At 47.6% G+C, this 25,718-nt stretch carries 10 protein-coding genes, 2 pseudogenes and 1 riboswitch; of the genes and pseudogenes, 7 read left to right on the top strand and 5 right to left on the bottom strand.

What is annotated here, in order from left to right; all coding sequences use genetic code 11:
* Window positions 1–109: 109 nt before the first annotated feature.
* Window positions 110–319, bottom strand: coding sequence for a hypothetical protein (locus tag NDI52_RS22605; RefSeq protein ID WP_348256524.1), 210 nt, complete (start codon window positions 317–319; stop codon window positions 110–112).
* A 523-nt stretch (window positions 320–842) separates the two neighbouring features.
* Here NDI52_RS22605 and NDI52_RS22600 point away from each other — a divergent pair.
* The 4 genes and pseudogenes from NDI52_RS22600 (at window position 843) to NDI52_RS22585 (ending at window position 8,492) form a co-directional block, all read left to right on the top strand.
* Window positions 843–6,899, top strand: coding sequence for an AAA family ATPase (locus NDI52_RS22600; RefSeq protein ID WP_348256523.1), 6,057 nt, complete (start codon window positions 843–845; stop codon window positions 6,897–6,899).
* A gap of 142 nt (window positions 6,900–7,041) precedes the next feature.
* Window positions 7,042–7,188: a LuxR C-terminal-related transcriptional regulator gene (locus NDI52_RS22595; RefSeq protein WP_190774150.1), complete on the top strand. Its 147-nt coding sequence runs from the start codon at window positions 7,042–7,044 to the stop codon at window positions 7,186–7,188.
* Window positions 7,189–7,447: 259 nt separating this feature from the next.
* Window positions 7,448–8,011: pseudogene (locus NDI52_RS22590) on the top strand (thioredoxin domain-containing protein).
* A 331-nt stretch (window positions 8,012–8,342) separates the two neighbouring features.
* Window positions 8,343–8,492, top strand: coding sequence for a hypothetical protein (locus tag NDI52_RS22585; RefSeq protein ID WP_190774151.1), 150 nt, complete (start codon window positions 8,343–8,345; stop codon window positions 8,490–8,492).
* Between the two features lie 161 nt (window positions 8,493–8,653).
* Here the strand turns inward: NDI52_RS22585 and NDI52_RS22580 are convergent, their stop codons facing one another.
* Window positions 8,654–9,526, bottom strand: a complete 873-nt coding sequence (locus NDI52_RS22580) for a hypothetical protein (RefSeq protein WP_190789572.1) — start codon at window positions 9,524–9,526, stop codon at window positions 8,654–8,656.
* Window positions 9,527–9,852: 326 nt separating this feature from the next.
* Between NDI52_RS22580 and NDI52_RS22575 the strand changes: the two genes are divergently transcribed.
* Both NDI52_RS22575 and NDI52_RS22570 read left to right on the top strand, forming a co-directional pair.
* Complete coding sequence (locus NDI52_RS22575; RefSeq protein ID WP_190774153.1) at window positions 9,853–10,398, top strand: hypothetical protein; 546 nt, start codon at window positions 9,853–9,855, stop codon at window positions 10,396–10,398.
* Between the two features lie 244 nt (window positions 10,399–10,642).
* Window positions 10,643–10,714: riboswitch (Glutamine riboswitch) on the top strand.
* Window positions 10,715–10,745: 31 nt separating this feature from the next.
* Window positions 10,746–10,946: a DUF4278 domain-containing protein gene (locus NDI52_RS22570; protein WP_190774154.1), complete on the top strand. Its 201-nt coding sequence runs from the start codon at window positions 10,746–10,748 to the stop codon at window positions 10,944–10,946.
* 169 nt (window positions 10,947–11,115) lie between these two features.
* Here NDI52_RS22570 and NDI52_RS22565 read toward each other — a convergent pair whose 3' ends face one another.
* The 3 genes and pseudogenes from NDI52_RS22565 to NDI52_RS22555 all read right to left on the bottom strand — a co-directional run.
* A complete protein-coding gene (locus NDI52_RS22565; RefSeq protein ID WP_190774155.1) occupies window positions 11,116–15,381 on the bottom strand; it encodes a putative Ig domain-containing protein in 4,266 nt (1,421 codons plus the stop codon).
* A 1,051-nt stretch (window positions 15,382–16,432) separates the two neighbouring features.
* Window positions 16,433–16,873 (bottom strand): hypothetical protein, encoded by a 441-nt coding sequence (locus tag NDI52_RS22560; protein WP_190774156.1) that lies wholly within the window; start codon window positions 16,871–16,873, stop codon window positions 16,433–16,435.
* 128 nt (window positions 16,874–17,001) lie between these two features.
* Window positions 17,002–18,650, bottom strand: a pseudogene (locus tag NDI52_RS22555) (ATP-binding protein); the annotation flags it as partial.
* Between the two features lie 549 nt (window positions 18,651–19,199).
* Here NDI52_RS22555 and NDI52_RS22550 point away from each other — a divergent pair.
* Window positions 19,200–25,706 carry an AAA family ATPase gene (locus NDI52_RS22550; protein WP_190774157.1) on the top strand — a complete coding sequence of 2,169 codons (6,507 nt, stop codon included), beginning with the start codon at window positions 19,200–19,202 and terminating at the stop codon, window positions 25,704–25,706.
* Window positions 25,707–25,718: the final 12 nt, after the last annotated feature.

Below are 25,718 nucleotides of genomic sequence, written 5' to 3'. Positions count from 1 at the left end.
CAATGTTTTTCGGATTAGAGTAATCTGGTTCATGAGGGTTTCGTGGATGAATGTGGTAATTCTCATGAAACCCTCTCCTACTCAATCTTTGCAAGCTTTTGTCCGGTACTTAGGCTTTGATGATGCCTTCTACATCCAGGAATTGAGTAATGGCATATTCTTGCCTGTAGCGCGTTAACTCCTGAGGAGAAGGATAATCCTGCTTGAGTAGTTTGACGACGATCGCTCGACCATCTTCCTCTCTGATGCCCCGATACACCAAAGACGCCGAACTTTCGTAGATCTTGCTGTGAATGGTGACCCCGGCTAGAGCAATCATTAAACTCTCTCCGATGTAGGACAGAACCCATACCGCCAATATTCGATCGCCAAACTTAGAAAATCAGATAATGCACCAAATTTCTGTTGGCATCCGTACCCTAAGAACTAAGCTTTGAGAGTAGTATATCTTTAATTACTTAAATATTGTGTCTGTTGCTTTTGCTCGGACGCAGATGAAATATTGTGTTTCTACGTAAGCATAGCCATTCTAAAGTTACCAAACGCACAGCGATATAAAAAACGACTTTAAAACAATAGAAACCATAAATAAAACTCAATTGCTATAGCCTGGTATTTTAGTTGAAATTTGTAATTAACGTTAAGTATTAAGCATTGAACAATGAAGGACTGATCCATAAAGAGAACCTATGATCCCATTACGGTTACGATTGCTGATTTACATGGCTAGATAAACGTTATTAGATTCGGCATCCAGGCGAATTAGGTCTGGCAGTTTTTGGGAAGCTGACGAGCGACATGATTGGTGGTATGGCTCGTGTCCTATATCGGGAGAGCGTTTAATGATCGCGATAACCGGAATTGCCATTCAAGACCAGATCTATGAGAGTTCTAGTTCCCTAGTGTTCCGGGGGAGAAGAGAAGGTGATGGTCAGGCGATCGTGATCAAACTGCTCAAGCAGGATTATCCCTCTCCTCAAGAACTGACCCGCTACCGGCAGGAATATGAAATTACCCACTCTCTCAACCTACAAGGGGTGATCAAGGCATACAGCCAGCAGGACTATCAGCGCACACTCATCATTCTTCTAGAAGATTTTGGCGGAGAATCCCTGGAGTATTGGATGCAGCAGTGCCCAGAGATTTTTTGCCCCATGTCCCTATCAACGTTCCTTCCTTTTGCCATTGACCTAACCGACATTCTGGGCAAAATTCATGCTGCCCACATTATTCACAAGGATATCAACCCCAGCAACATCGTTCTCAATCCAAAGACCGGCGTGATCAAAATTATCGATTTTGGCATTGCCACTCAATTCAGTCGTACCAATCCGACGTTCAAAAGTCCACATGTTCTGGAAGGAACCTTCGCCTACCTCTCTCCAGAACAAACTGGACGAATGAACCGTTTGCTTGATTACCGCACTGATTTTTACTCATTGGGTGTGTCGTTTTACAAATTGCTCACCGGACAGTTGCCCTTTCCCACAACGGACGTCCTAGAGCTTGTCCATTGCCATATTGCCAAACAGCCCCTTCCGCCTCATGAGCTGAATACCGCAATCCCCAAAGCTGTTTCAGATATCATTCTGAAACTGATGGCAAAGAATGCAGAGGAGCGCTATCAAAGTGCTTGGGGCATCAGGTCAGATTTGGAGGTTTGTGCTCAGCAGTTAGAAACAATGGGTCGAATTGGTCAGATTCAGCTTGGGCTGCAAGACGTTTCAGACAAGTTTTACATTCCTCAAAAGCTGTATGGACGCGAAGCAGAGATTGCAGCATTGTTGGCAGCGTTTGTTCGCGTAGCGTGCCCAGAGGACAAACGAGCAGCAGAGGGGAATGACGTGGAGACGAGAGGGGAAGACGCGGAGAGGGACGATAGTGCGCCCCCGGGTTCCTTCATCCCTGTGTCTTCTGAAATGATGCTGGTGTCTGGCTATTCTGGTGTTGGCAAATCAGCGTTAGTACAGGAACTCTACAAACCGATTACAGCAAGGCGCGGTTACTTTGTCTCTGGTAAGTTTGATCAATTTCAGCGCAATATTCCTTATAGCGCGATCGTTGATGCCCTGCAAAAATTGGTGCAGCAACTGCTGGGTGAACCCGAAGAACAGATGCAACAATGGCGATCGCACCTACTAACTGCGTTGGGAAGCAACGGGCAAATTATCATTGATGTCATTCCTGAAGTTGAACTGATTATTGGTCAACAACAACCTGTACTGGAAGTTGGGGCGACTGAAGCCCAGAATCGCTTTAATCGAGTCTTTCAGCAGTTCATTCGGGTATTTTGCTCGGAGTCACATCCGCTGGTGATCTTTTTGGATGATTTACAGTGGATCGACTCAGCGACGCTGAAATTAATTGAGCTGATGCTACTGGATGAGCAAGCCCAGTTTCTATTCTTGATTGGAGCCTATCGAGATAATGAAGTGGCTTCAACACATCCATTGACACTGATGCTGGAGAACCTACGACAACAGGGGGTAGTGCTTCGGGAGATTAATTTGTTGCCTCTGACGCTGGAGCCAGTATGCCAGTTGGTTGCCGAGACATTGCATCAAGATACTGATGTTGTTTGTGTTTTAGCTCAGTTAGTGTTGCATAAAACTGAGGGCAATCCCTTCTTTATCAATGAGTTTCTGAAAACACTGTATGCAGAAGATTGTTTGAGCTTCAATCTCAATCACCGTAACTGGGAATGGAATATTGAACAGATTCAGGCAAAGAATATTACCGATAATGTTATTGTGCTGATAGCGGGCAGGTTAAACAAGCTTCCGAAATCAGTAAAGCAGATATTACAGTTAGCAGCTTGCGTAGGGAATGAGTTTGACCTGAGGACACTCTCCATAATTTGTGAGATGCAAGCCCGTGAACTCTTTTCAAATTTAGTGATAGCTGCTCAGTCCGGTTTAATTGTGCTGTTATCTGAGTTGGATGAACAGCTATTGATTCAAGATTACAAATTCTCACACGATCGCGTCCAGCAAGCCGCTTATGCTTTGATTGATGAGTCGCAGAAACAAGTGGTTCACCTCCAAATTGGTCGCAATCTGCTTGAAAAGACATTGCCAGAGCGCCGCTCAGAGCGATTGTTTGAGATTGTCGATCATCTCAATCATGGGTTTGAACTGGTTACGGATCAAACAGAACGGGATGAAATTGCCCGATTGAATTTGATGGCAGGTCGGAAGGCAAAAGCTGCGATCGCATATGGTGTAGCAAAAAACTATCTAGACACAGGGAGAGTATGGCTAGAAGTATCTAGCTGGCAAACCAACTATGACCTGACATTAGCGTTATATCTAGAAACTACGGAAGCCGCGTATTTATGTGGTGAGTTTGAGCAGGTGGAACATTGGGCAGCGATCGCGCTACAGGAAGCTAGAACGGTTCTCGACAGCGCCAAAGTGTACGAAGTTAAAATTCAGACTGATTTCGCGCAGGGTCAGTTATTGAAAGTAATTGATACGGGATTGCAAGTTTTGCAGCAATTAGGCATTGTTTTTCCAAAAATGCCTAACTCATCGGATATTCAGCTCGAATTAGACACGATCTCCTTCTACCTACGAGAAAGATCAATTGAAGACTTGAGCGATCTGCCGGAGATGAGGGAACTGGATAAGCTGGCGGCGATGAAAATTTTATCAAGGATATTGGGTGCTGCCTACCTTGCTGTTCCTAGTTTGATGCCTTTATTGGTTTCCAAACAGGTCAATTTGTCAATCCAATATGGCAATTCATCGGTGTCTCCTTTTGCATATGCCAATTTTGGGTTAGTTCTTTGTGGTTTGGTTGGGAACATCGAATCTGGGTATCAGTTTGGACAACTTGCCCTAAAGATGTTGTCGCAGCCCAACTTCCACTCCTTGAAAGCTAGGACTTTAAACATCGTAAATAACTTCATTATTCACTGGAAAGAACATGATGGAGAGCTCCTGAAGCCATTACTGGAGGCATATCAAGACGGGCTGGAAACGGGAGATTTTGAGTTTGCTGCCTACAGTGCCTATAATTACTGCTTTCAATCTTTTATGATTGGAAAGGAACTCGTGTATGTTGAACACGAGATAAGAACATACAGTGAAGCAATCCGTCAAATCAGGCATGAAACAGCGCTCAACTGGATTCAAATACTTCAGCAGACTGTCTCAAACTTGATAGGAAGTTCGATCGATCCAACTCGTCTAGCTGGCAAATTCTATAATGAAGAGAGTGGACTAGCACGGCTCCAAGCCGCAAACGATGGGAATTCAATCTTTAAAGTCTATTTCAACAAGTTGTTCTTGTCCTATCTGTTTTCTGAGTATGCTCCAGCCGTTGAAACTTCAACCCTAGCGGAAAGTTATTTGAGCTACGTCACAGCACAGCCTCTTATACCGCTGTACTCTCTCTATGATTCGCTAGCAAGACTTGCAACTTATCCCGAAAGCAATGTTCAAATTCAGAAAGAAATTCTAGAAAAAGTTGCGGTTAGACAGGAGAAAATGAAGCAATGGGCACAGTATGCGCCCATGAATTGTTTGCATAAATATCATTTAGTTGAGGCAGAGAAAGCACGAGTTTTGAGCCAGTTGCTTGAGGCAGAAGAGTTTTATGAACAGGCGGTTCAAGGTGCTAAAGACAATGAGTATCTTCAAGAAGAAGCACTAGCCTATGAATTAGCCGCTAAGTTTTACCTCTCTCGTGGCAGAGAGAGGTTTGCTCAAACCTATATGAAGGAAGCGCATTACTGCTATGAACGTTGGGGAGCAACGGCAAAGGTCAAGGATTTAGAAACTCGCTATCCCCAGCTTTTGCCTCCGTCATCGGATACGCCTAACACACCTAATCGTACGACGATTAAAACCACCTCGAATACCTCAGACACCGCTGCTTTCGATTTGGCATCGGTACTGAAAGCATCTCAGGCGATTTCGCGTGAAATTGAACTGGATCAATTGCTTCGTTCCTTGATGCAGATCTTAATTGAGAATGCTGGTGCACGAACCGGATGTTTGCTTCTGGAAAATGCTGGAGAATGGGCGATCGAAGCGGCTTGTGAACTTAATGAGGGTGAGCAGGCCTGTGCGACACAAGTACTGCAATCAATTCCAGTTGCAAATCGCTTACCGGAATCAGTTATTCAGTATGTGATTCGAACTCATGAATCTGTAATCTCCAATGACGCCACTCGTGAAGGTAATTTTATTCATGACCCCTATATTCAAAACCATAAAACCCAATCACTGCTGTGTTTACCATTGCTAAATCAGAATAGACTCGTGGGTGTGTTGTACTTAGAAAATCAACTGGCAACTGGAGCATTTACAGCAGAACGATCGCAAGTTCTGAATCTACTCTCTACTCAGGCAGCAATTGCGATCGAAAATGCCAAACTCTACTCAAAGCTTAGAGCTAGTGAAAATCAGATGGCTCAATTTCTAGAAGCTATTCCAGTGGCAATTGTAGTAGTAGATACTGCTGGCCGCCCTTACTACACAAATCAACGAGGAATTGAGCTATTAGGACAAGGAATGGATCCTTCCGTAACTCCAGATCAGATTCCAGAGGCTTATCAACTGTATCTAGCGGGAACGGATCAACCCTATCCCACTGAGGATCTGCCAGTTATCCGAGCGCTGACCGGCGAACGCACTACCGTCGATGATATGGAAATTTGCCAAACTAACAGTATGGTCCCCATTGAGGTATGGGGAACTCCCGTATTTAATGAACAGGGCCATGTGGCTTATGCAATGGTGGCCTTTCAAGACATCACAGAACGGAGACAAGCAGAGCAGTTATTAGCTAATTACAACTATACCCTGGAACAACAGGTGGCAGAACGAACGGCAGCTTTACAGGAAAGCGAAGCCGTACTACGCGATGTCTACGATGAGTTGCGCTTACGAGAACAGCAATTGCGACTGATCACTGACGCTCTTCCTGTTTGTATCAGCTATATAGATGCAAACCGATGCTATCAGTTTGTTAACCAGACTTATGAAGAGTGGTTTGGCTGTAGACGGGACGAAATTGTGGGTCGGTATGCTCGTGAGATCATCGGTGAGGCAGCTTATCAAGCGGTGAAACCGTACATCGATCGAGCGCTGGCAGGGCAAATTACAATTTATGAGGCAGAGCTTCCCTATCCATCTGGTACACGCTATATCAGTGGTTCCCTCATCCCTGACTTTGATGCCAATCATCAAGTCAGAGGCTACTATGGTCTGATTACTGACATTACTCAACAGCGAAATGCTGCACTACGAGAACTCAAACAAGCTGAGGAAACGACGATCCTCAACGAACGCAACCGCATGGCGCGAGAAATTCACGACACATTAGCACAAACCTTTACTGGCATTCTTGTCCAAGTAGGAGCTACGACCCAAGTGATAACGGATGATTTGGAAGCAGCCCAGTTTCACCTAGAAATGATCGATGAACTGGCACGTACCGGACTGGCTGAAGCGCGTCGATCGGTGACAGCCTTGCGTCCTCAGTTGCTAGAGGAGGGTGATTTATCGAGCGCTCTGCATCGGCTTGTAACTCAGATGCGAGCTTCTACCGATACTGCTTTAATTTACGAGGTTCAGGGCACAGCCTACTCCTTACCTGCCGAAGTGGAGAATAATTTGCTGCGGATAGGGCAGGAGGCGCTAACCAATGCCATAAAGTACGCTCATGCGCGCGAAATTCGCGTTGAGTTGGTGTATGAGGACACACGGTGCATCTTGCGTGTGAAAGATGATGGGCAAGGCTTTGGAGTAGGTAGCATCCCTAGCCATGGATTTGGGCTACTAGGAATGAGCGAACGAGCAGAGAGGGTTGGCGCACAGTTGACAATTAGCAGCTACCCAGGACAGGGAACAGAAATCTTTATCACGATTCAGCGAGAGCCAGCATCATGAACAGCCAATTTGCTTCAATTTGTGTTCTCATTGTTGATGACCACTCCATTGTTCGATAAGAATTGACAAGCAGCATTAACTGCGACTCTGGCATGGCTGTCATTGCTTGAGCTTGAGATTGCTCCGTTTAATTGCGCAGGGGATGAATAACCTAGACATTGCAACTATTTTGCGTATTGGTGAGAGTACCGTTAAATCTCATATCAGTCGCACTTTCAGTCAATTGGGTGTGAACGACCGTACACAAGCAGTGATTGTTACAGTGAAACGAGGGATTGTCAGTTTGTAGGCTGTATTTTAGTTTGAGTGTGTATTCTAACCTGAGTTGGAGCCGGTCTTCCGCTTTGGGATGGACGAATTAATTAATCCTCGTATGCTGCAAAAGTGTCAACTCTGAGTGGACGACAAACTGGAGTCAATTACCTATATTGAATTTATACAAACACTAGCAGCAGTTAAGTTACTAAGATTAATGTTTACTTGACATAAATTACAGGGGAGCTGTACGCGATCGCCTGCGACCAGCATACTTTTCCTCGGAGGTATCCGTGAGCGACGACTGCAACCCCAGCTCATTACTCGTTCCACCGTCAACACAGGATCATAAACAAGGTGTGTTGAGTACTACCGTTGTGCTGGTGATGTATGGAGACTATCAATCTCCTCAAAGTGCAGATGTTTACCGGCTGATTAAAGCAATTCAACGACAGCTTAGTGTTTCGTTGGGAGAGAATTATCTATGCTTTATTTTCCGGCATCTTCCAAAGTCTCAGAACCATGGTCAGGTCCGGTATGCGGCGGAAGCGGCGGAAGCAGCAGCACAAGGTCAGTTTTGGCAGATGCATGACCTGTTGTTCATGCATTAACAAGCGTTAGAAAATGGTTATTTAATAGAGTATGCCAATAACTTAGGAATCGATATTTCCCAATTTTTACAGGATTTATCTGGAAGAGTACATTTGGATCACATCAATGCAGATATTGCGGGCGGATATGAAAGTGGGGTAATAGCTGCACCTGCTTTATTTATTAATGGAATTCGTTATGTAGATCGCTGGAACGTAGGGCAATTGATAGTAGCCATTACTGCTACAGCTAATCAAGGTTCTTGATGCTGGTCCTGATGGTTACCCGATGAAGAGCGTTTTACAGTTTTATACACATAAAAAACTCATTTTAGAAATTCCAGTAATTTACTAAAAATACAGGGATAATGATAACGATGAGTTTTACATAGCAAAAGGTTTAAAGATTTCTGCCGTTGCTACTTGCATTCAACGTTGTAGGCAGTCAATGGTAAGCTAGACAAACCGGACTCTGCCAACTCGCTCTTCAATGTCTACTTCTACTCTGTTCAAGTGAGGGCACCTTTTGCCCTAGATCATCCTGCTCAACGTGCGCTGGTATTGCCGTTACTCCCTCAGCTAGGGAGACTTGGAGGAGATGATGCAGGAGCGGGGGGTGGAGGTAGGCGACAGAACCGCCGGTACTGTGTTTGGTACCTTCGAGTTTCTTGATGGGGTTCGCAAACGTTCCTGGCGACCCATCGTCGTCTACGAAGCGATCGGACGCTGCAAGATGGTCGCTGCCTGAAAGACCTCTACCGCCATGTCGAGTGCGGTCTACAGGTGTATCTCACGGGCCTAGACTATCCCCTCACGGTGTCCTGGTTCTGGCTGAAACGGGCTGATGGCAAACGAGAATTGCGATTTGTCGCTTCTACCTATCCTGATCCGTAGGTCTTCACGTGGAGACTACTCAACATGCTGTGCTTCATTTGTAAGTGGGGCATCAACAACAACAATATCGCCCCCACGTCGTACCCACACCCGCTCTACCCACTCATGCGGTTGGTGGGGTACAGGCGATTCCAGTGTCCAAGCATACTGATACTCCCCTGGTGCTTCTGCACAAATATCGAGGTGTATCGCACGGTCAAAAACTATGTGTAAGACACGGTCAGGTGTGAACAGTACTGAGGAAACCACGCGGCTGCACAGCTCAAGCAGGCGTAACGTCAAGGATTCGGTTCTACTCAATTGAGGCAGACGGTCATTCTCATGCAGTACGATGCTTGGCTCGGGTATAACTAACCGCCGCTGGCCATGCTGTGGTGTTGTCAAAAATAGTATGAATTCTTCATGGGAATTATATTGTATAGCCTCACAGAAGGCATTCGTTACCTCTTCAGTCAGGGTAGCTATGGCACGTTGTTGCTGGCCTGTATTGCTGACATAGTGCATACTCATCCAACGCGCGAGCTCGTCAGACGTCGTGAGCTCGGTTCCCCAATCAAAATCGTAGATCGTGCAAACGCAGTGTGCCAAAACCCATTGAATAATACGGGCTTCATGCTCCTCGAAGGTTGTAGTACAAAAGCGCAAGATTAGTTCAGTATCCTTGATGGCTACCAGTGAGAAGAACCCTGCCTCCTCACACATAAATGTTGAACCCGAGAGCCACCATCCTTTCCATACCTGGGTACTCATATCTGCCGGAGTGACACCGGGGAGTGCTTCAATAAAGGCGTAGAGTTGCGTCAAAAATTCGTGACGAAATGTACCTTGAACTGGAAACAGGTGTAATCCGTGGGGAAGCAATACGTCTTTGCTAATGGGTAAACTCATTGATCGGGCTTTCGTGCTGAATAGATTCTGCTGAGCGCCTCTAGTCGTTGGGGGAAGACTGCTGCAACCCTTGAACTAAAGCAAATTTTGCTAAACTCATGTCGCTTTGTGAAAAGCTCAAGCTCTTATAGATAGATGTCTGAGAGGCTTTTTCCCATAGCTCACCGTGCAAACTTTCCTGTGAACAAATAGTCCCCGTTTTGAGGACTGTCTCAAAAAAATTGATGTCATAGTGAGTGCAATTGACAAACACAGCCTTTATAACAAGCCCTACAAATGCCGTCAACGAACATACCTGATTATCGTCACCTAAGAGGACATTAACGATGGCTGATACAAGCATTCTCTCCCCCGCCCTGGCTGATGCTCAAGCTCAGCGTGACCAGGTAACGGCAATCGAAACCTATTCCTGGAACTTCCTGGGACCTGTGTTCTTCACCCTGTCTGATCTGAAAGTCAATGGCACGGCTGGAGAACCGATGCTGCCTGACTTCGTAGCATCTGGTCAGTCTCCCTACATTGTGGCAGAAGACGAAAAGGTTATTGCTAGTGTGAAAATCTCCTTCAACAAGTCGCCTTTGTCAGCTCTGCTGATGTGCCTGGAAACTAAGATCACGATGAACTTTCACTTTGAAGGCCAAGGCAACATCGCTGACGAAGTCGATCAGGTCGTCACGGTCTCCACCACGAAAGACACATACGATTACACCTTCGCGCTTCCTGGCACGGCTCGGAAGTGGGGGATGGATCCTGGCCTGTATGTAGTCTCAGCTACGGCTGAAGTTGGCCCTGCACAACACAAGTGCAGCCAGTTCATTCTGGGCTATGGCTATATTGCCGATGTGCTCCTGAAAGTCTACCCATCCGTGTAGGCTTGATCGAAATCGTGCCTCAGAGTTCGTCTCTGAAGCGTGATTGGTCAACTTCTTGGTTGATATGAGTGGGGCTGCTGGGGGTGCTTCTTCGTCAGTTCTTCTCTGGGGAAGTGGGTAGTGCCCGGGGACAGTATCCACTTCTCTCAGTGTTTTGCGATCGCCCCCGATAGAGGAACACCCAATCGGATCACCCGGTTGTAGGAGGAGGCAGGTAGACAGATTTGGTAATTTAAGTATAGAAATCGTTCATCTTCAACCCCCTTCATTCAGGTTTGAAGACGGAAGTAAGGAAGTACTCCTGAAGGAACGCGCCTCACCTACCGCTACAAAAAGAGGCGAAGCATATGAAACTGGTTTATCGTGGTGTTCGTTATGATGCGGTTCCTGCACAGCTTGATGTAGCTGATGCCCCTGTTACTGGGCAGTATCGTGGTGCGACGGTTCATTTTCACCAGGCCGCAAAACTTCCTGTCGTTCAACGAGTATTACACCTCATTTACCGTGGTGTCGAATTTGATGAGGCGATCGCCACTCCCACTGCATAGCAGTCATTCAAGTTTGAGAAACTGGTTAACGACGTGAAGACCTGGCTCTTGGGCTGGGTCTTTTTGTAAGAATTTCCTAGAAGTGTCGTGAAAACGGTGAGTGGAAATAGCAGTATGCAACAACTTCCCAACAGCGAAGTGAAGGTTTTGGTGCTCGGCAATAAATTGATCAAGCCATGACAGCTAAACTGGATGCATTAAGGGTTGGCCGATTGAGTAATTGCACAATCTCAACTTGAGCAATGCGGCCTGTTCCATCTGCATCAAAGAACAACCGTCCATTTCCGGAATTGTAGATAAAGCGATCGCTACCCCGCACAGCTCGGGCACCGACCGTAAAGTATTGAGCGGCAAGAACAGCCAGCGGGTGATTGAGACGGAAGTCTGTTCGGGAAATCAGTAATCGGTCCTCTCCAATGCGGAAATCGGTGAGCACATCACTTGATCCAGTATTGGGTGTAGCCAAGTGGAAAAGATCTTTCCCACTGCCACCTGTTAGGCGATCGCGACCTGCACCCCCCACTAAATTATCGGCTCCGGTGCCGCCCAAAAGGCGATCTTGCCCTTGCCCCCCAACCAGAATATCGTTGCCACTTCCTCCATCTAATAAGTCATTTCCTACCTCACCATACAAAGCATCGTATTTATCCCTACCGAACAAGGCATCATCACCACCGAAACCTCGAATGCCATTTTCCTGACCATTCCCAATGAGGCGATCGGCTCGGGTCGTTCCAACAAGCGCCGCCGGTAAAGTTGTGGCAACGAGATCCATGATAGATGTTGCCGTCGCACCATATCGATCCCGAATGGTGTAAGCAAATTGATTCAATCCGGCCTTATAGGGCACATAGATGTAATAGGCATCGCTGCTACCCTTCATCAAGGCACCGTTGCGAGGTTTTGCTACGGATGAAATGGTGAGGCGATCACCCGGATCCACATCGTAATCGTTCTGCAAAAGTATGGATTTATAGATGGACAGACTACGGCTCTGTGCAAAAATAATCTGATCTCTACGGGCATCAGGGGCATCGTTCGTGTTGGCGATCAATAAAGCGAAGCTATCACTAATTGTGGCACCATCTCGATCCGCCGCGGTCACTTGAATGCTAATTGTGCCCACATGGGTATTTCTTGGAGTGCCGCTAAAGGACAATGCCGAAGCATCAAAGCTTAGCCACGAAGGAAGCGGCTGGCCATCTTCTAGCGTTGCACTATAAGTCAGAAGGTCATTTGGATTGACATCTCGAAATGCGTTGCTGGGTATTGCAAAAACAAAAGCTTGATCTTCTCTCACAACTTGATCAAGTAGGGAAGTGGCTAATGTTGGAGCATGGTTATCGGACAAGATAGCTAACGTAAATACATCGCTTCTAGCCACTCCTGTCAAATCGGTTGCTGTTACCTGCAGATTGAGGGTACCAGCATCAGTAATGGTTGGGGTACCGATAAAAGACTGTGTTGAAGGATCAAAGCTAATCCAGCTAGGAAGAGGCGTTCCATCTTCCTGAGTGGCACTGTAGGTGAGGGCGTCTCCTGGATCAATGTCTCGGAATGTGTTGCTGGGAATTTGGAAATAAAACTCTATATAGTTAGAGGCTGATTGATCCCAGATAGGAGCAGTCAGCATTGGAGCATCATTGGTATTGGCGATCGCTAACGTAAACACATCACTGATAGAAGCTCCAGCCCGATCAGTGGCTTGTACCTGCACATTAAGGGTTCCTACGTAGGCATTCGTCGGAGTTCCACTAAAAGTCAGGGTTGTTGCATTAAACCGGAGCCATACCGGAAGAGGGCTTCCATCTTCCAGCTTGGCTCTGTAAGTGAGCCCATCCCTCGCATCGGTATTTCCAAATGTGCCGCTGGGAATGGTGAACGAGAATCGAGTATCTTCAGTCACGGATTGATCCGTAATGGCCGTATCCAGGGTTGGAGCCGTATTGCTCGTAATGGTCAGACTAAAGACGTCGCTGATGGAAATACCCGAACGATCGGTTGCTGTCACCTTTAATTGCAGGGGATGGATGTGCGCATTGGCCGGTGTACCTCTAAAACTCCGTGTTGTGGGATTGAACAGAAGCCAATCCGGAAGAGGAGTTCCGTCCTCTAGAGTTGCGCTATAGACGAGTGCATCATCCGAATCGATATCTCGGAAGGTATTGCTGGGTACGGCGAACAGAAAGGGTATTTCTGCCGTAGTGGCTTGATCGGCGATCGCGTTAGCCACGATTGGGGCATCGTTGGTATTGGTAACCGTTAATATGACCCAGGTGTTAGTGGTTCTGCCAAACCGATCCGTTGCCCACACAGGCATATATTGAGAACCTACGGCGGTATTGGGAAGCGTACCATTGATTTGTCCGGTTTTGGGGTCGATGGTGAGGGAGTTAGCAGGCCAAAAAGTGGACTTCAGACGTGCTCCGTAAACCAGAAAATCGTTGTTATCGTTATCCCTGAAAATATCCGCAATGGTTATGGAGAAAAACTCGTCTTCGATGACTGTTTGCTGTTTGTAAGGGGTGACCACGATAGGCGGGGCATTGGAACTCGCAATTTCTAACACAAAGGTGTCCGTGGCTGTAGCACCTGCCGTATCTGTTGCCGTTAGTTGAAGATTGAGAAAGCCTGCATCGGCACTCGTTGGTGTCCCGCTAAAGGTGAGGGTTTGAGCGTTGAATTGAAGCCACGTAGGAAGTGCGCTCCCATCCGCAAGAGCCGCACGATAGCTGAGAACATCACCTCCATCAGAATCCGTAAACGCATTGGCCGGAACCGTATATTGGAAAAAAGTGCCTCCCATAGCCCATGTATCGCTAATCTCTTGCCTCAAGGTTGGTGCGGTGTTGGTGAATTCTCTTCCCAATACCGTTCTGCCATTGAAGATTCTAGGACTATACAGATAGATCCCCCGTGTTTGATCTGCTTCTGTAGCAAGTAAGTCCATGGTACTTGAGGAGAAAATAATTGCACGTCCATCAGGTGATACCTCAGAACCAAGCCACTCTCGCTGATAAAAAGGAGATGGATTAGGCCATGCCAGAGTTGAGCCAGGCAGACTTTCAAGAAAGCTTCCTTCAATAACCCTTGTTTCCCCAGTTTGGCGATCATAAACATAGATCTGGCCAGTCGGGATGGAGGTGCCTGCTATCAAATTTGTCGCATTTGAAGCGAACGTTATATAGCGTCCATTTCTAGAGATAGACGGAAGCCGAGAATGCCCATTTGCGGGTTCTCCTTGTGCCCCTGCTGAAATCCTACTCGTTTGGCCTGTTTCCCGATCATGAATGAAGATATCAATAACACCGTTTGTATCGCCACTCACTAATGTTCCATCTGTAGAACTAAAAACGATGTAACGCCCATCTCCGGATATGTCAGCTGCGCTGATTTGCCCCGTGTTCTGTGTGCCGTCTGATGCTATCGAGGCGCGGGTCGTTTCTCCGGTTACGCGATCGCGAACAAAGATATCTGGTAACGCATTGGTATCGCCTGGGACCAGATTTGCCGCCGTCGAGTAGAAAGTTATATAACGTCCATCATCTGAAATTGCAGGGCTACGAGAATAGCCAAGCGCATCTGCAACTCCATTAAACGGAATTGAAATGCGTGTATTTTGTTGTGTTAGGCGATCATAAACAAAGACATCAAGATCATTGTTAATGTCTTCATCAGATGTCAAATTTGTCGCATAGGAAGATAGCGTAGTATAACGCCCATCGGCTGATATACCATTGACCCAGGAAGGGCCTGTATTTGATTGATTTCCGTTAGGATCGACTGAAATTCTAATTGTTTCACCGGTTTGGCGGTCGTGCAGAAACGCGTCATCGCGTCCATTAGTATCCCCCACGACCAGATTGTTGGAATAGGATATAAAGCTAATATATCGGCCATCTGCGGAAATAGAGGGACTGCGGGAGGAACTATATCCTTGTTCGCCATTAGAACTCAGCGAGACACGGCTGTAGGTTTTGGTGTAGCGATCGTAGACATAAACATCATCTATTCCATTGGTATCACCACTAACCAAGCTACTATCATCCGCAGTAAAGGTGATATATCGACCTGAGGCCGAAAAAGAAGCACTTAGGCCATACGTTGATTTCGCTAAGTAGCTGAGCTCTTGAGTACCGTCGGTAAAGACAAAACCTAAGCTTTCACTTCCAGCACTGCTTCCTCGAAAATAGGTCAGCCGACCTTGATTGATATCATCCTGGGTGAAACTGCTATCAACACTCAGTAGCTGCCCATTCAGTTGCAGTAAGCCGCCTGTGGGTAAATGGGTAATTGTGTAAACCAGTTGATCTGGAGAGGTATCTGCATCGCTGACTTGCAGCATCGCACTGGTAACGGTGACCCATTCGTTTTGAGCTGCTGAAACACCCGTATTGGCGGTGAGCGTAGGCGCTTGGTTGGTGGTGCTGGACATAGCAGTAGGAGAATAAATGCGATAGTTTCTAACACCAGCCTGGAAATATACCAAGATGGTCAGTCTTAGATTACCGACATCTAAAAAAATTTAGGCTAGAGCTTCTAAGAGTTCATCTCAACTTAAGAAGCCACTGCTTTAACAGTAATTACACTGATATCTTTTCATGAAGCAGGCGTATTGCAGTAACTACCATTGGAATGGCGACCACTAACATGGGTATCAGCAAGTGCTCTTAACAGAACCTACTTTCTTGGCCTCGCCGACATTAGGGCATATTATGAGTGGCTGCAACTGAGCCACGAATTTTCGCCAGGGCAACCGATGCTGTGATGCTACTAACTTGCGCCTTTGTAATTAGTAGGGAGAACTTGGTTAGCCAGCTCAATCACCCCTAACAGTGTAAGCTCCTCAGGGTAACTGGTTAAGGTAGGAGTTGCAACCTAAAACTAGCGATTGTCAAACTGGCCAACTCTAAACATTACAGAACCAGCAAGATAGTTGCTATTCACTTGAATAATTCTGATTCTATAAGCTTTTGCCCCTCTATATTCATATACGTCTCCAATACGCCCATCAGTGATTCTAAGATTTTGATATCCATCGCCTCCGATATTTCCAAACACTCGATTAGCCCCAATATAGCTAACTCCTATACTGAGGTTTTTCGTTGGGAATGTACTCTAAACTGCCCTTTTGAACTGTAATGGTTTGTGCCAGGGTAGGAGTGCTTTGGTTAGGAGCCGTTGAGTAGTAAGTGTCTATTTTCAGAACGAAACGTAGCTTCGTCGATAGTGCAGCCAGTATTGCAATCTAGGGCTCAAAGTAGCCTGGCGGATGGTTTAGGCACTCGACAGCGCACTGGCTGGAGTCATGCCAGCGAGTTCTGCTTGAAATTGGGATCCAAGTTCACTCCAACGCGCCATTTCGGTCAGGAGATGATTTAAGGTGAACTTTTCAAAACGTTCCAGTGTTTTGTCATGCTTAATGACCTCAGTACCATCACAATCTGGACAATGAATGGTTTCCTAAAACCATGAGTTAAAATTGACTAAGAGATATCCTCTATTCCAACAGATTTATAATACAAAAACAACAGATCTGTAGCACTACCCACTCCCAAGTTCACCGCAAGTAATGTAGTGTTTCCAAGGGTAAGTTTATCCTCTGTATTGCCATAATTGGGATACCACCTTGGCAATTTTTCCACAAGCCAAGAAATAAAGTATATTGCAACGAGACAATTCGTATCAAAACAAGCTCCGCTTTCTTGGGAATGTTGAGGGAGTAAGCTTGGCCCCAACAATTCGCCCTCTTCAATAACATGGAGCAATTCAGCAACTCGTGGAGTCGAGAAATGAGCGACCTCCGAGAGGTCATCATACATACATCCCGATTTCCCTTTTAGAATATTTTTGATGTTGGGCACTTTGCCAATCAACTTTTGCCAGGGCGCAGAGTCAAGCTCATGAAGCCTTGCCAAAGACTCCATCTGTTTTCTTATAAGAACTACTGCTTCTACTAAGTCACCATTAAAAATGAAGTCACAGATAAGGAAGTGTGTACGAATAAATGAGGTTTTTATGCCATCACGCTAGAATCACTACACCGCCATATTAACTATTTGTTGCTCTGAGTAGAAATCGCTGAATGAACTTGTTGCTGTAGAGGAATCCGAATAATGAACTCAGTTCCTTTCCCAGGTGTTGAGAAGCACTCTAGCTTGCCACTATGTTTCTCCGTGACGATTTGGTAGCTGATAGACATTCCCATTCCGGTGCCTTTTCCATGGGGTTTTGTGGTGAAGAAGGGATCAAATATTCGTTGTTGAATCTCTTTAGTAATACCGACCCCGTTATCAGCGATCGCCACTTCTACCCAGGCCGTATCAACAATGGATGTGCGGATTGTAATTCGACTTGGATTGTCCTTAATCTCCTGGTAAGTACGCTTGGCGTTGCTCTCTTCTATCGCATCAATAGAATTCACCAAAATATTCATAAACACTTGGTTGAGCTGCCCGGCATAGCATTCGACCAGTGGTAGCTTACCGTAGTCTTTGCTAATCTCAATCTCCGGTCGCTCAGATTTGGCTTTGAGGCGGTGTTGCAGAATCAGCAGGGTGCTGTCGATGCCTTCGTGAAGATCAACCGCTTTGTATTCAGCTTCATCCATACGGGAGAAGTTTCGCAATGACAGAATGATTTGGCGAATGCGATCGGTTCCCAGCTTCATCGAAGCCAGCATCCTGGGTAGGTCTTCCTGCAAAACTCTAGATCAATATCTTCAGCAGCCATTTGAATTTCAGGAGCAGGATGAGGATTATGCTGCTGATACAACTGCACAAATGCCAATAAATCCTCGGTGCATTCCTGCACATGAGCGAGGTTACCGTGAATGAAGTTGACTGGGTTATTGATCTCATGTGCGACCCCAGCCACCAATTGCCCCAGACTCGACATCTTTTCGTTTTGAACCACTTGAGCCTGAGTCCGCTGCAATTCTGCCAAAGTATTTTTAAGGTCAACTGTGCGTTCTTCGACCCGGTCTTCCAATTCTGCCTTGCTATGCTCTAAGGCCGTGAACAGTTCACTCATCCGTCCTGTCATGTGGTTGAAGGAGTTAGATAGGGTGTTGAGCTCTTGAATATTGCTTGCTTCTACCGTCTGATCTAGGTTGCCAGATGCCATTGCTTCACTGGCCCGATTGAGGCGAAGAATGGGACGAGCAATCAAACGAGAGGTGAAGATGCCCATTATAGAAGCAATAGCCAAAGCTGCAAAACAGAGCGCAATCGTGGTGCGGGTATTGGCATTGATTTGGGCCATGAATGTGTTCTCCGGCACACTGACCACCAATAGCCAGTCCAATCCATATTCATCGCGCCAAGGCACAACATGAACAAAATACTGTTCCCCCTGAATCTCAAGCTGGAAGTCCGTATCTTGAGCGATTGCCTGAAACCCGTTGGTAGTTTGAATGTGCTCAGCAATCGTGTGAATAACGGGATTGGGACTATCAATTGCTCGTAATCGTTGAACTTCCTTATTGACAAGGGCAAAGGGCATTTCTGTGCCAGAGTTAGCGATTAAGGTGCCGTCTCGCTCTACAAGAAATACTTGTCCAGATTGGCTAATATTCAGGCTGCGTAAGAAGTCACTCAGTTTCAATAGATGAATACCAATAGCAATCATGCCCAGCAAGCGGTTTTGAGCATCATAAATCGGACGACTTGCAGATGCGGCGATGTAAGGACCAGTAGGAAAATTTCCTCGGAATCTGATAGAAGTGGGGTTACTGTCTCATGTCATGTGTCAAATCGATTGGCTGGAGCTATCAGAAGGATATCGATTACAGGAAACTGGTTATGTGATAGATAAGATAGCCGTTACTGCCAGATAAGCGTGTTCTAATATAGACGGAACTTGGGCCTTAAGTTTAATCTGAATTGATCGCAAAGTGAAGTGAAAGCAGATCCAGTGGACCATCTACTTCTGATACCTACTTAAGGTGTAAACAATGTCTGTTGCAACGTAATTTTCTACGTTTTCTTGCAGTATTGATGGTTGTGTCGCAAAAACAGATCAATGGCAAGGTGGAAAAAAAAGCTTGGCTGAAAAAATTATTGGAACTTGAGAAGGCTTGAAGGGGAACAGAGTATGGTTTAAGCCGATCAGTTACCACACAGATCGGCAAGATTAATGGCATTTTTTGAAATATTAATTAAAGCTTTAAGAGCTTATAGCAGGTATTATAATTAGTTGTAATCCCAAAGCAGAATAGACGGTTGAAATATTTGATTTGGAAGTTTAAGCGCAATGCCTGCAACCTTACAAGTCAGATTGTTCGGCGAATTGTCGATTGTCTACAATGACCGCCCGATCGCTGGCATTAGTACATCGCGATCGCAGGCATTATTGGCGTATCTCGTCTTACACCGTCACGCCCCTCAATCACGTCAGAGCCTTGCTTTTCAGCTTTGGCCGGATTCGACTGATACTCAGGCGCGTACCAACCTTCGGAAAGAGTTGACCTATCTGCGTCGGGAATTACCTGAAGCTGATCAATTGCTTCTAGTGGAGTCAAAAACGCTGCAATGGTCGCCGGTTGCGTCATCGGTCCTGGATGTGATGGAATTTGAGGAGGCTCTTAAAGCAGCACAAGCGGCTGATGTCGCGACCCCACAAGCGTTACTCAAACAGGCGATCGCCCTTTACAAAGGCGACCTGCTGCCAAGCTGTCAGGACGAATGGATTGCCCCCGAGCGCGAACGGCTTCAGCAGCAATACATCAGCGCCTTGGAGCAATTGATTAATCACTTGCAGCAACAGCAGGACTATCGCGCTGCCCTCGGTTATGCTCAGCAGCTTTTGCGGGCAGACGCTGTAAATGAGGCGACTTACTGTACCTTGATGCGGCTGTACAGTTACAGTGGCGATCGTGCCAATGCCCTTCAGGTTTATCATCGCTGTATGACCGTGCTGCGTGAGGAATTGGGCGTTGATCCCAGTGCTACAACTCGCGATCTCTATCAGCAAATTCTCAACGAGGACGAACCCCCTCCTGCCGTTAGTTCTGCCACCAGTCCCACGATTTTCCTGACACCGCCAACCCCTTCCCCGGTACTAGCGCCTCGTCAGGATTGGGGTGAAGCGATCGATGTTTCTGTGTTCTACGGGCGGGAGAAAGAGCGATCGACGTTGCGGGAATGGATCGTCAATCACCGATGTCGAATTGCCCTACTACTGGGCATGGGCGGCATTGGTAAGTCCTCGCTGGCCGTTAAAGTGGCGCAGGAGATTTTAGAGAGCAGCGTAGCAGAGGCGCAGGGAGGCAGGAGAGATGTGCAGGAGAGCCAACTATCTCATCCTCCATCCACTCCTCCCCCTTTTGAGTTTGTGATCTGGCGATCGCTGCGCAACGCCCCTCTGCTGGAAACCCTCTTGGCTGAGTTGGTGTTATTTCTGTCTGAGCAGCAGGACAGCAGAGCCGAAACGGGGCGGCTCATTCACTGGCTCAAGTGCCATCGTTGCCTGGTGATTTTGGACAATGTGGAAAGCATTTTTTTGGGGGGTGATGCTAAGCAGTTACCCCTGCAGGGAAATTTGGCTGGACAATACCGTTCTGGGTATGAAAACTACGGAGACTTATTCAGGCTATTAGGTGAGGTGCAGCATCAGAGCTGTGTGCTGTTGACGAGCCGGGAGAAACCTGCTGAAGTTGCTGCCCTGGAAGGAAGTGAAGCTGTGCGATCGCTGCAATTGGGGGGAGTTCCAGAAGCCACCGCTGCAATTTTGGAGGCCAAGAATTTAGTAGGTTCTGAGGAGCAAAAACAGCAGTTGTGCCAGCGGTACAGCAACAATCCTCTGGCGATAAAAATCGTTTCTACTTCGATTCAAGATTTATTTAACGGCAGTATTGCAGATTTTCTATCTGAAGATGCGGGTGTTTTTCATGGCTTGTATCAACTACTCGATCAGCAGTGCTTGAGAAGTTCTGTATTTGAAAAAAACATCATGTTCTGGCTGGCAATCAATCGAGAGCGAACAACATTAGCAGAACTGGCTGCTGATTTTGTACCCGCTGCGTCTCGTGCTGATTTATTGCAGGCCCTGGAATCATTAAGCTGGCGATCGCTCCTAGAAACTCAGTCAGGAGGCTATACCCAACCACCGATCGTGATGCAATACGTGACCGATCGCCTGATTGAATGGATTTGTGATGAGATTGAAGAGATAGCAAATGGAGAAGAACAAACATCTTCTCGATCTACCCCAACTGCTCCATTCACCTGTTCCAGATTGCCCAAGCCTGCATTTGCGGTTCCCCTGCTTCACAGCCATGCATTATTAAAAGCACAAGGTAAGGATTACATTCAGGAAATTCAAATTCGCCAGATCGTACAGCCGATTTTGCATCAACTTCAAATCCGCCTGGGAGATCGGGCCCAGGTCGAGCAACGGCTGACTCGAATTCTGGTCAAACTTCGGCAGGACGCATCGCATCGATCGGGATATGCGGCGGGCAATGTGTTAAACCTGCTGATTCAGTTAAAAACAGATCTGACAGGCTATGACCTCTCTGATCTCGCGCTTTGGCAGGCGGATCTGCGAAATGTTCGGTTACATCAAGTCAGTTTGGTAAACAGTGACCTGTCCAAAACTGTCTTTACGGAAACGCTGAGCCTGACGTTAGCGGTTGCGTTTAGCCCGGATGGTCAACTGCTAGCAACAGGGGATACCAACCGGGAACTGCGGATCTGGCGGGTTGCGGACGGTAAAAATTTATTGATTTGCCAGGGGCACACAAACTGGATCTGGTCGATTGCCTTTAGTCCCGACGGTCAAATGCTCGCGAGTAGTAGCGATGACAAAACTATCAAGCTATGGGATGTGCAGACCGGGCAGTGTCTCCAGACGTTGCAGGAAGCACCCTATCAAGTCTGGTCGATCGCCTTTAGCCCAGATAGTCAACTGCTTGCTACTGGCAGTGAATCGACGGTTATCAGACTTTGGAGTTTGGCCAGGGGGGAATGCTGCGCCACTCTGGAGGGCCATACTGACTGGGTGCGATCGGTTTCGTTCAGCCCGAACGGTCAACTGCTTGCCAGTGGCAGCGAGGATGGAACGGTGAAGCTATGGAATCTCAAATCTGGCAAATGTTGTAAAACCTTGCGGGGACACGAAAAGGGAGTCTGGTCCGTTGCCTTTAGTCCAAAGGGTGATCGGTTGGCAAGCAGCAGCAGCGATCAGACGATCAAGCTCTGGAACGTTGAATCTGGCGAATGCCTCAACACTTTGAGCGGACATACCAACTGGGTGCGATCGATCGCCTTTAGCCCCGATGCTCAAACGCTTGCAAGTGGCAGCGAAGACCAGACGGTGAAGCTGTGGCAGGTGGACACCGGAGAAAATTTTCAGGTTTTGCGAGGGCATACAAGCTGGGTGCGAGCGGTTGCCTTTAGTCCCGATGGTCAAACGTTGGTCAGTGGTGGTGGCGATTATACCGTCAAATTTTGGCACTTCCACAGCGGACAATGTTGGAGGACGCTTCAGGGCTATACCAATCGGGTGCGTTCAGTTGCGTTTAGTCCAACTGAACCCCTGTTAGCAAGCGGCAACGACGATTACACCGTTAAACTCTGGGACAGTCGTACCCGAGACTGCCTGTATACGCTGGCAGGCCACACGAATTCGGTTTGTGGCGTGGCGTTTAGTGCCGATGGTCAGCTTTTAGCCAGCGGCAGTGGCGATCAGACCATTAAGCTATGGAGCATTTCGAGTAAACAGTGTTTGCACACCTTGGAGGGACATACAGGTCGGGTCTGGTCCGTTGCCTTTAGCCTTGATCGCCAACGCCTGGTTAGCGGCAGCGATGATCATACAGTCAAGATCTGGAATGTTCAAACCGGGCAGTGTCTTCAGACGTTGCGAGGGCACACAAGCTGGGTGTGCTCAGTTGCCCTGAGCCCGGATGGTTACACTCTGGCTAGTGGCAGTTACGACCAGACGATTAAGCTCTGGGACATTCGCACAGGAAAATGTTTGCATACTCTAGCAGGACATCAAAACTGGGTCTGGTCAATTGCCTTTAGTGACGATGGCCAAACGCTTGCTAGCGGCAGTGGGGATCATACGGTGAAGCTATGGGATACAACGACCGGAGACTGTCGGCGATCGCTAGAAGAACACAGCAGTCGTATCTGGTCAGTGGCATTTAGTCCCAATGGAAAAAGGCTTGCCAGTGCGAGCAGCGATCAAACAGTGAAACTGTGGGAGGTTGATACAGGCTACTGCATGCATACGCTGAAGGGACATAGCAATCTCATCTGGTCAATCGCCTTTAGTCCAGATAGTGAAACGCTGGCAAGCGGTAGTCAGGATGAAACTATTAAACTCTGGAATATCCACACGGGAAAATGCTTACATACCCTGAGAGCCGATCGCCCCTATCAAGGAACCAATATTGCAGGGGCGATCGGACTTACCGAAGCTCAGAGAACGGCATTAAGAACATTGGGGGCAGTTGAACGAGACAGCAAGGCAGACAGCGCTTCCACATCCCACACCCTGCCTCTGATTGGACGTGAGCAGGAGTGGAACCTGCTGCACCGATGGCTAACCGACGATCACCGCTCAGAGATCCTGCTGCTGCTGGGTGAACCCGGCATTGGCAAAACCCGCTTACTGGAAGAACTGGCGACCACGGTACGAGCTAACAATGGTCAGGTGCTATGGGGATTGGCATTTGAAGCCGAAATGCTGCGTCCTTACGGAGTCTGGATAGATGCGCTGCACTCGCTTCCTGCCCAGGCTCTGGCGGATTTGCCAGTCGAACTCCAATCGCTGTTTCCCGAAGCGTTTCCCAGAGCAGAACCAACCGATTTAAGACGATTATTTGACGCAATGGTGCGTTTACTGTCGCAGCTTTCAGCTAACAAGCTCGCGATCGTGATTCTAGACAATATCCAGTGGCTTGATGAAGCTTCGGCCGCTCTGCTACACTACGCTGCCCGTTTACTGGGCCATACGAGGGTGCGATTTGCCTGTGCTGCCCGTGCCCGTGAATTAGCAGCGAGTCAGCCCGTTAACAAACTGGTGCAGTCCCTCCGGCGCGAAAATCGATTGCAAAGTCTGGAACTGCCACTTCTGAATCAAACCCACACCGTGCAGCTCGTTCAGGAAATTGATTGGGCGATCGACGGCAACCAGATTTTTGTTGAGAGTGGTGGCAATCCGCTCTTTGCGCTGGAAATTGCTCGCGCCATTGCACAGCATGGGACAGCCTGCTCGGAGAGTCTGGAGGCGCTGATTCAGGAGCGACTTCAGCAGCTCAGTCAATCCACTAGAGAATTCTTATCCTGGACGGCAGTGCTGGGTCGCAGCTTTAACCCCACGACCATTGCTGAAATTGTAGATTTCCCTTCAAATAAACTGCTGACGGCGATCGAAGAACTGGAACAGGAAGGCATTATTTGCCCAGGGGCGATCGTTCAAGGCGAAACGCAGTACGACTTTGTGCATGATATTGTGCGCCAGATTGCCTATCATCAGATGTCTGTCCCACGTCGTCGTTTAATGCACCGACAAATTGCTCAGGCATTGAAATCATCTTTTGCCACCGAAGATTCTTTTGCCAGTGAGATTGCTTACCATGCTTCCTTAGGTGGGAATCATGACTTGGCAGCATCGGCCTGTATCATTGCAGCGGAACGCTGTTTACGCCTGTTTGCCTATGCTGAAGCTTCCCAGTTAACCGAGCGAGGACTTGAACACTGTCAATATCTTGAGCATTCAGCGCGAGTCCGCTGCCGGATTGAGTTACTGAAGCTGCATGTTTTAGCAGGCGTGAACAGAGAGCGATTTGCCCAACTCGAAGCCGAACTCCATCAGCTTATTGAGGAGGCTCGCACTTTAGAGTTGCAGGACGAGGAGGCAACCGGGTTTGAAGTGCTGATCGCACTGAATTACGAGCAGGGCAATTTGACAAGCGTTCAGGAGCATTCGCTGCGGGCAGCCGAGCGGGGTCGGGCAGCCAGTTCTACCACAACGGCTCGAATGCTGGCATACACAGGCTGGTGTTTGGCGGAAACCGAGTGCGAAATGCCTCGTGCAGAAGCTCTGTTGCTCGAAGCACAGTCCCTCGCTGCCAGGGTGGGTGTAGAGCTGATTGATATTCCCTGCGGCCTGGGCTGTGTGCGCCGCCACGCAGCAGATTATCCAACGGCTCGATCGCTTTTGCATCAAGCATGGAAGATGGCGCAGGCAGAGCAGGATCATTGGCGAGAGTGCGCCTGTCTAACCTATCTGGCAATGACAGAGCTAGAAGCCAGTAACCCGATCGCCGCCATTCCCTACTCATCGGAATTAGCAGCCGTTGCTGCCAAAATCAGCGGAGAGGGAAGTGAAGGAGCCTTTGCTGCCGCCCTCGATGCCCTTGCCCGCTATGCAGTTGGACAAACGGGCGCAGAGCAAATGTTGGCACAAGCCTTGTTGTCGCTTCGCCAACTGGATTCGCAGCGAATGATAGCTTATACGCTAACGTTTGCCGCAGAAATTGATTTGAAGGAGCATCGCATCGAATTGGCGATCGATCGGGCCGAAGCCGCTGTTAGAGCCGCTCAGATTGTGGACCATCCCAGTGAGACTGCGCTTGCCGAAGCAACCCTAATTCGTAGCAGGTTAATGCATGAAGACCATCAAATTGCCCTCGAATTATTTGAAGATTTGCACCAGAGAATTAATGTTTATATGATTAGTGAGCGAGCGCGAATCGCAATTCAACAGTTGGCAGAATATCTAGTAGAACAGCCAGAGAAAGGCTAAATCAATTAGCTA

The organism is Leptolyngbya sp. PL-A3, assembly GCF_039962325.1.
Taxonomy (GTDB): domain Bacteria; phylum Cyanobacteriota; class Cyanobacteriia; order Elainellales; family Elainellaceae; genus Vacuolonema.
Note: the sequence above shows the minus strand (reverse complement) of the source record. Positions and strands in the feature narration are given on the sequence as shown.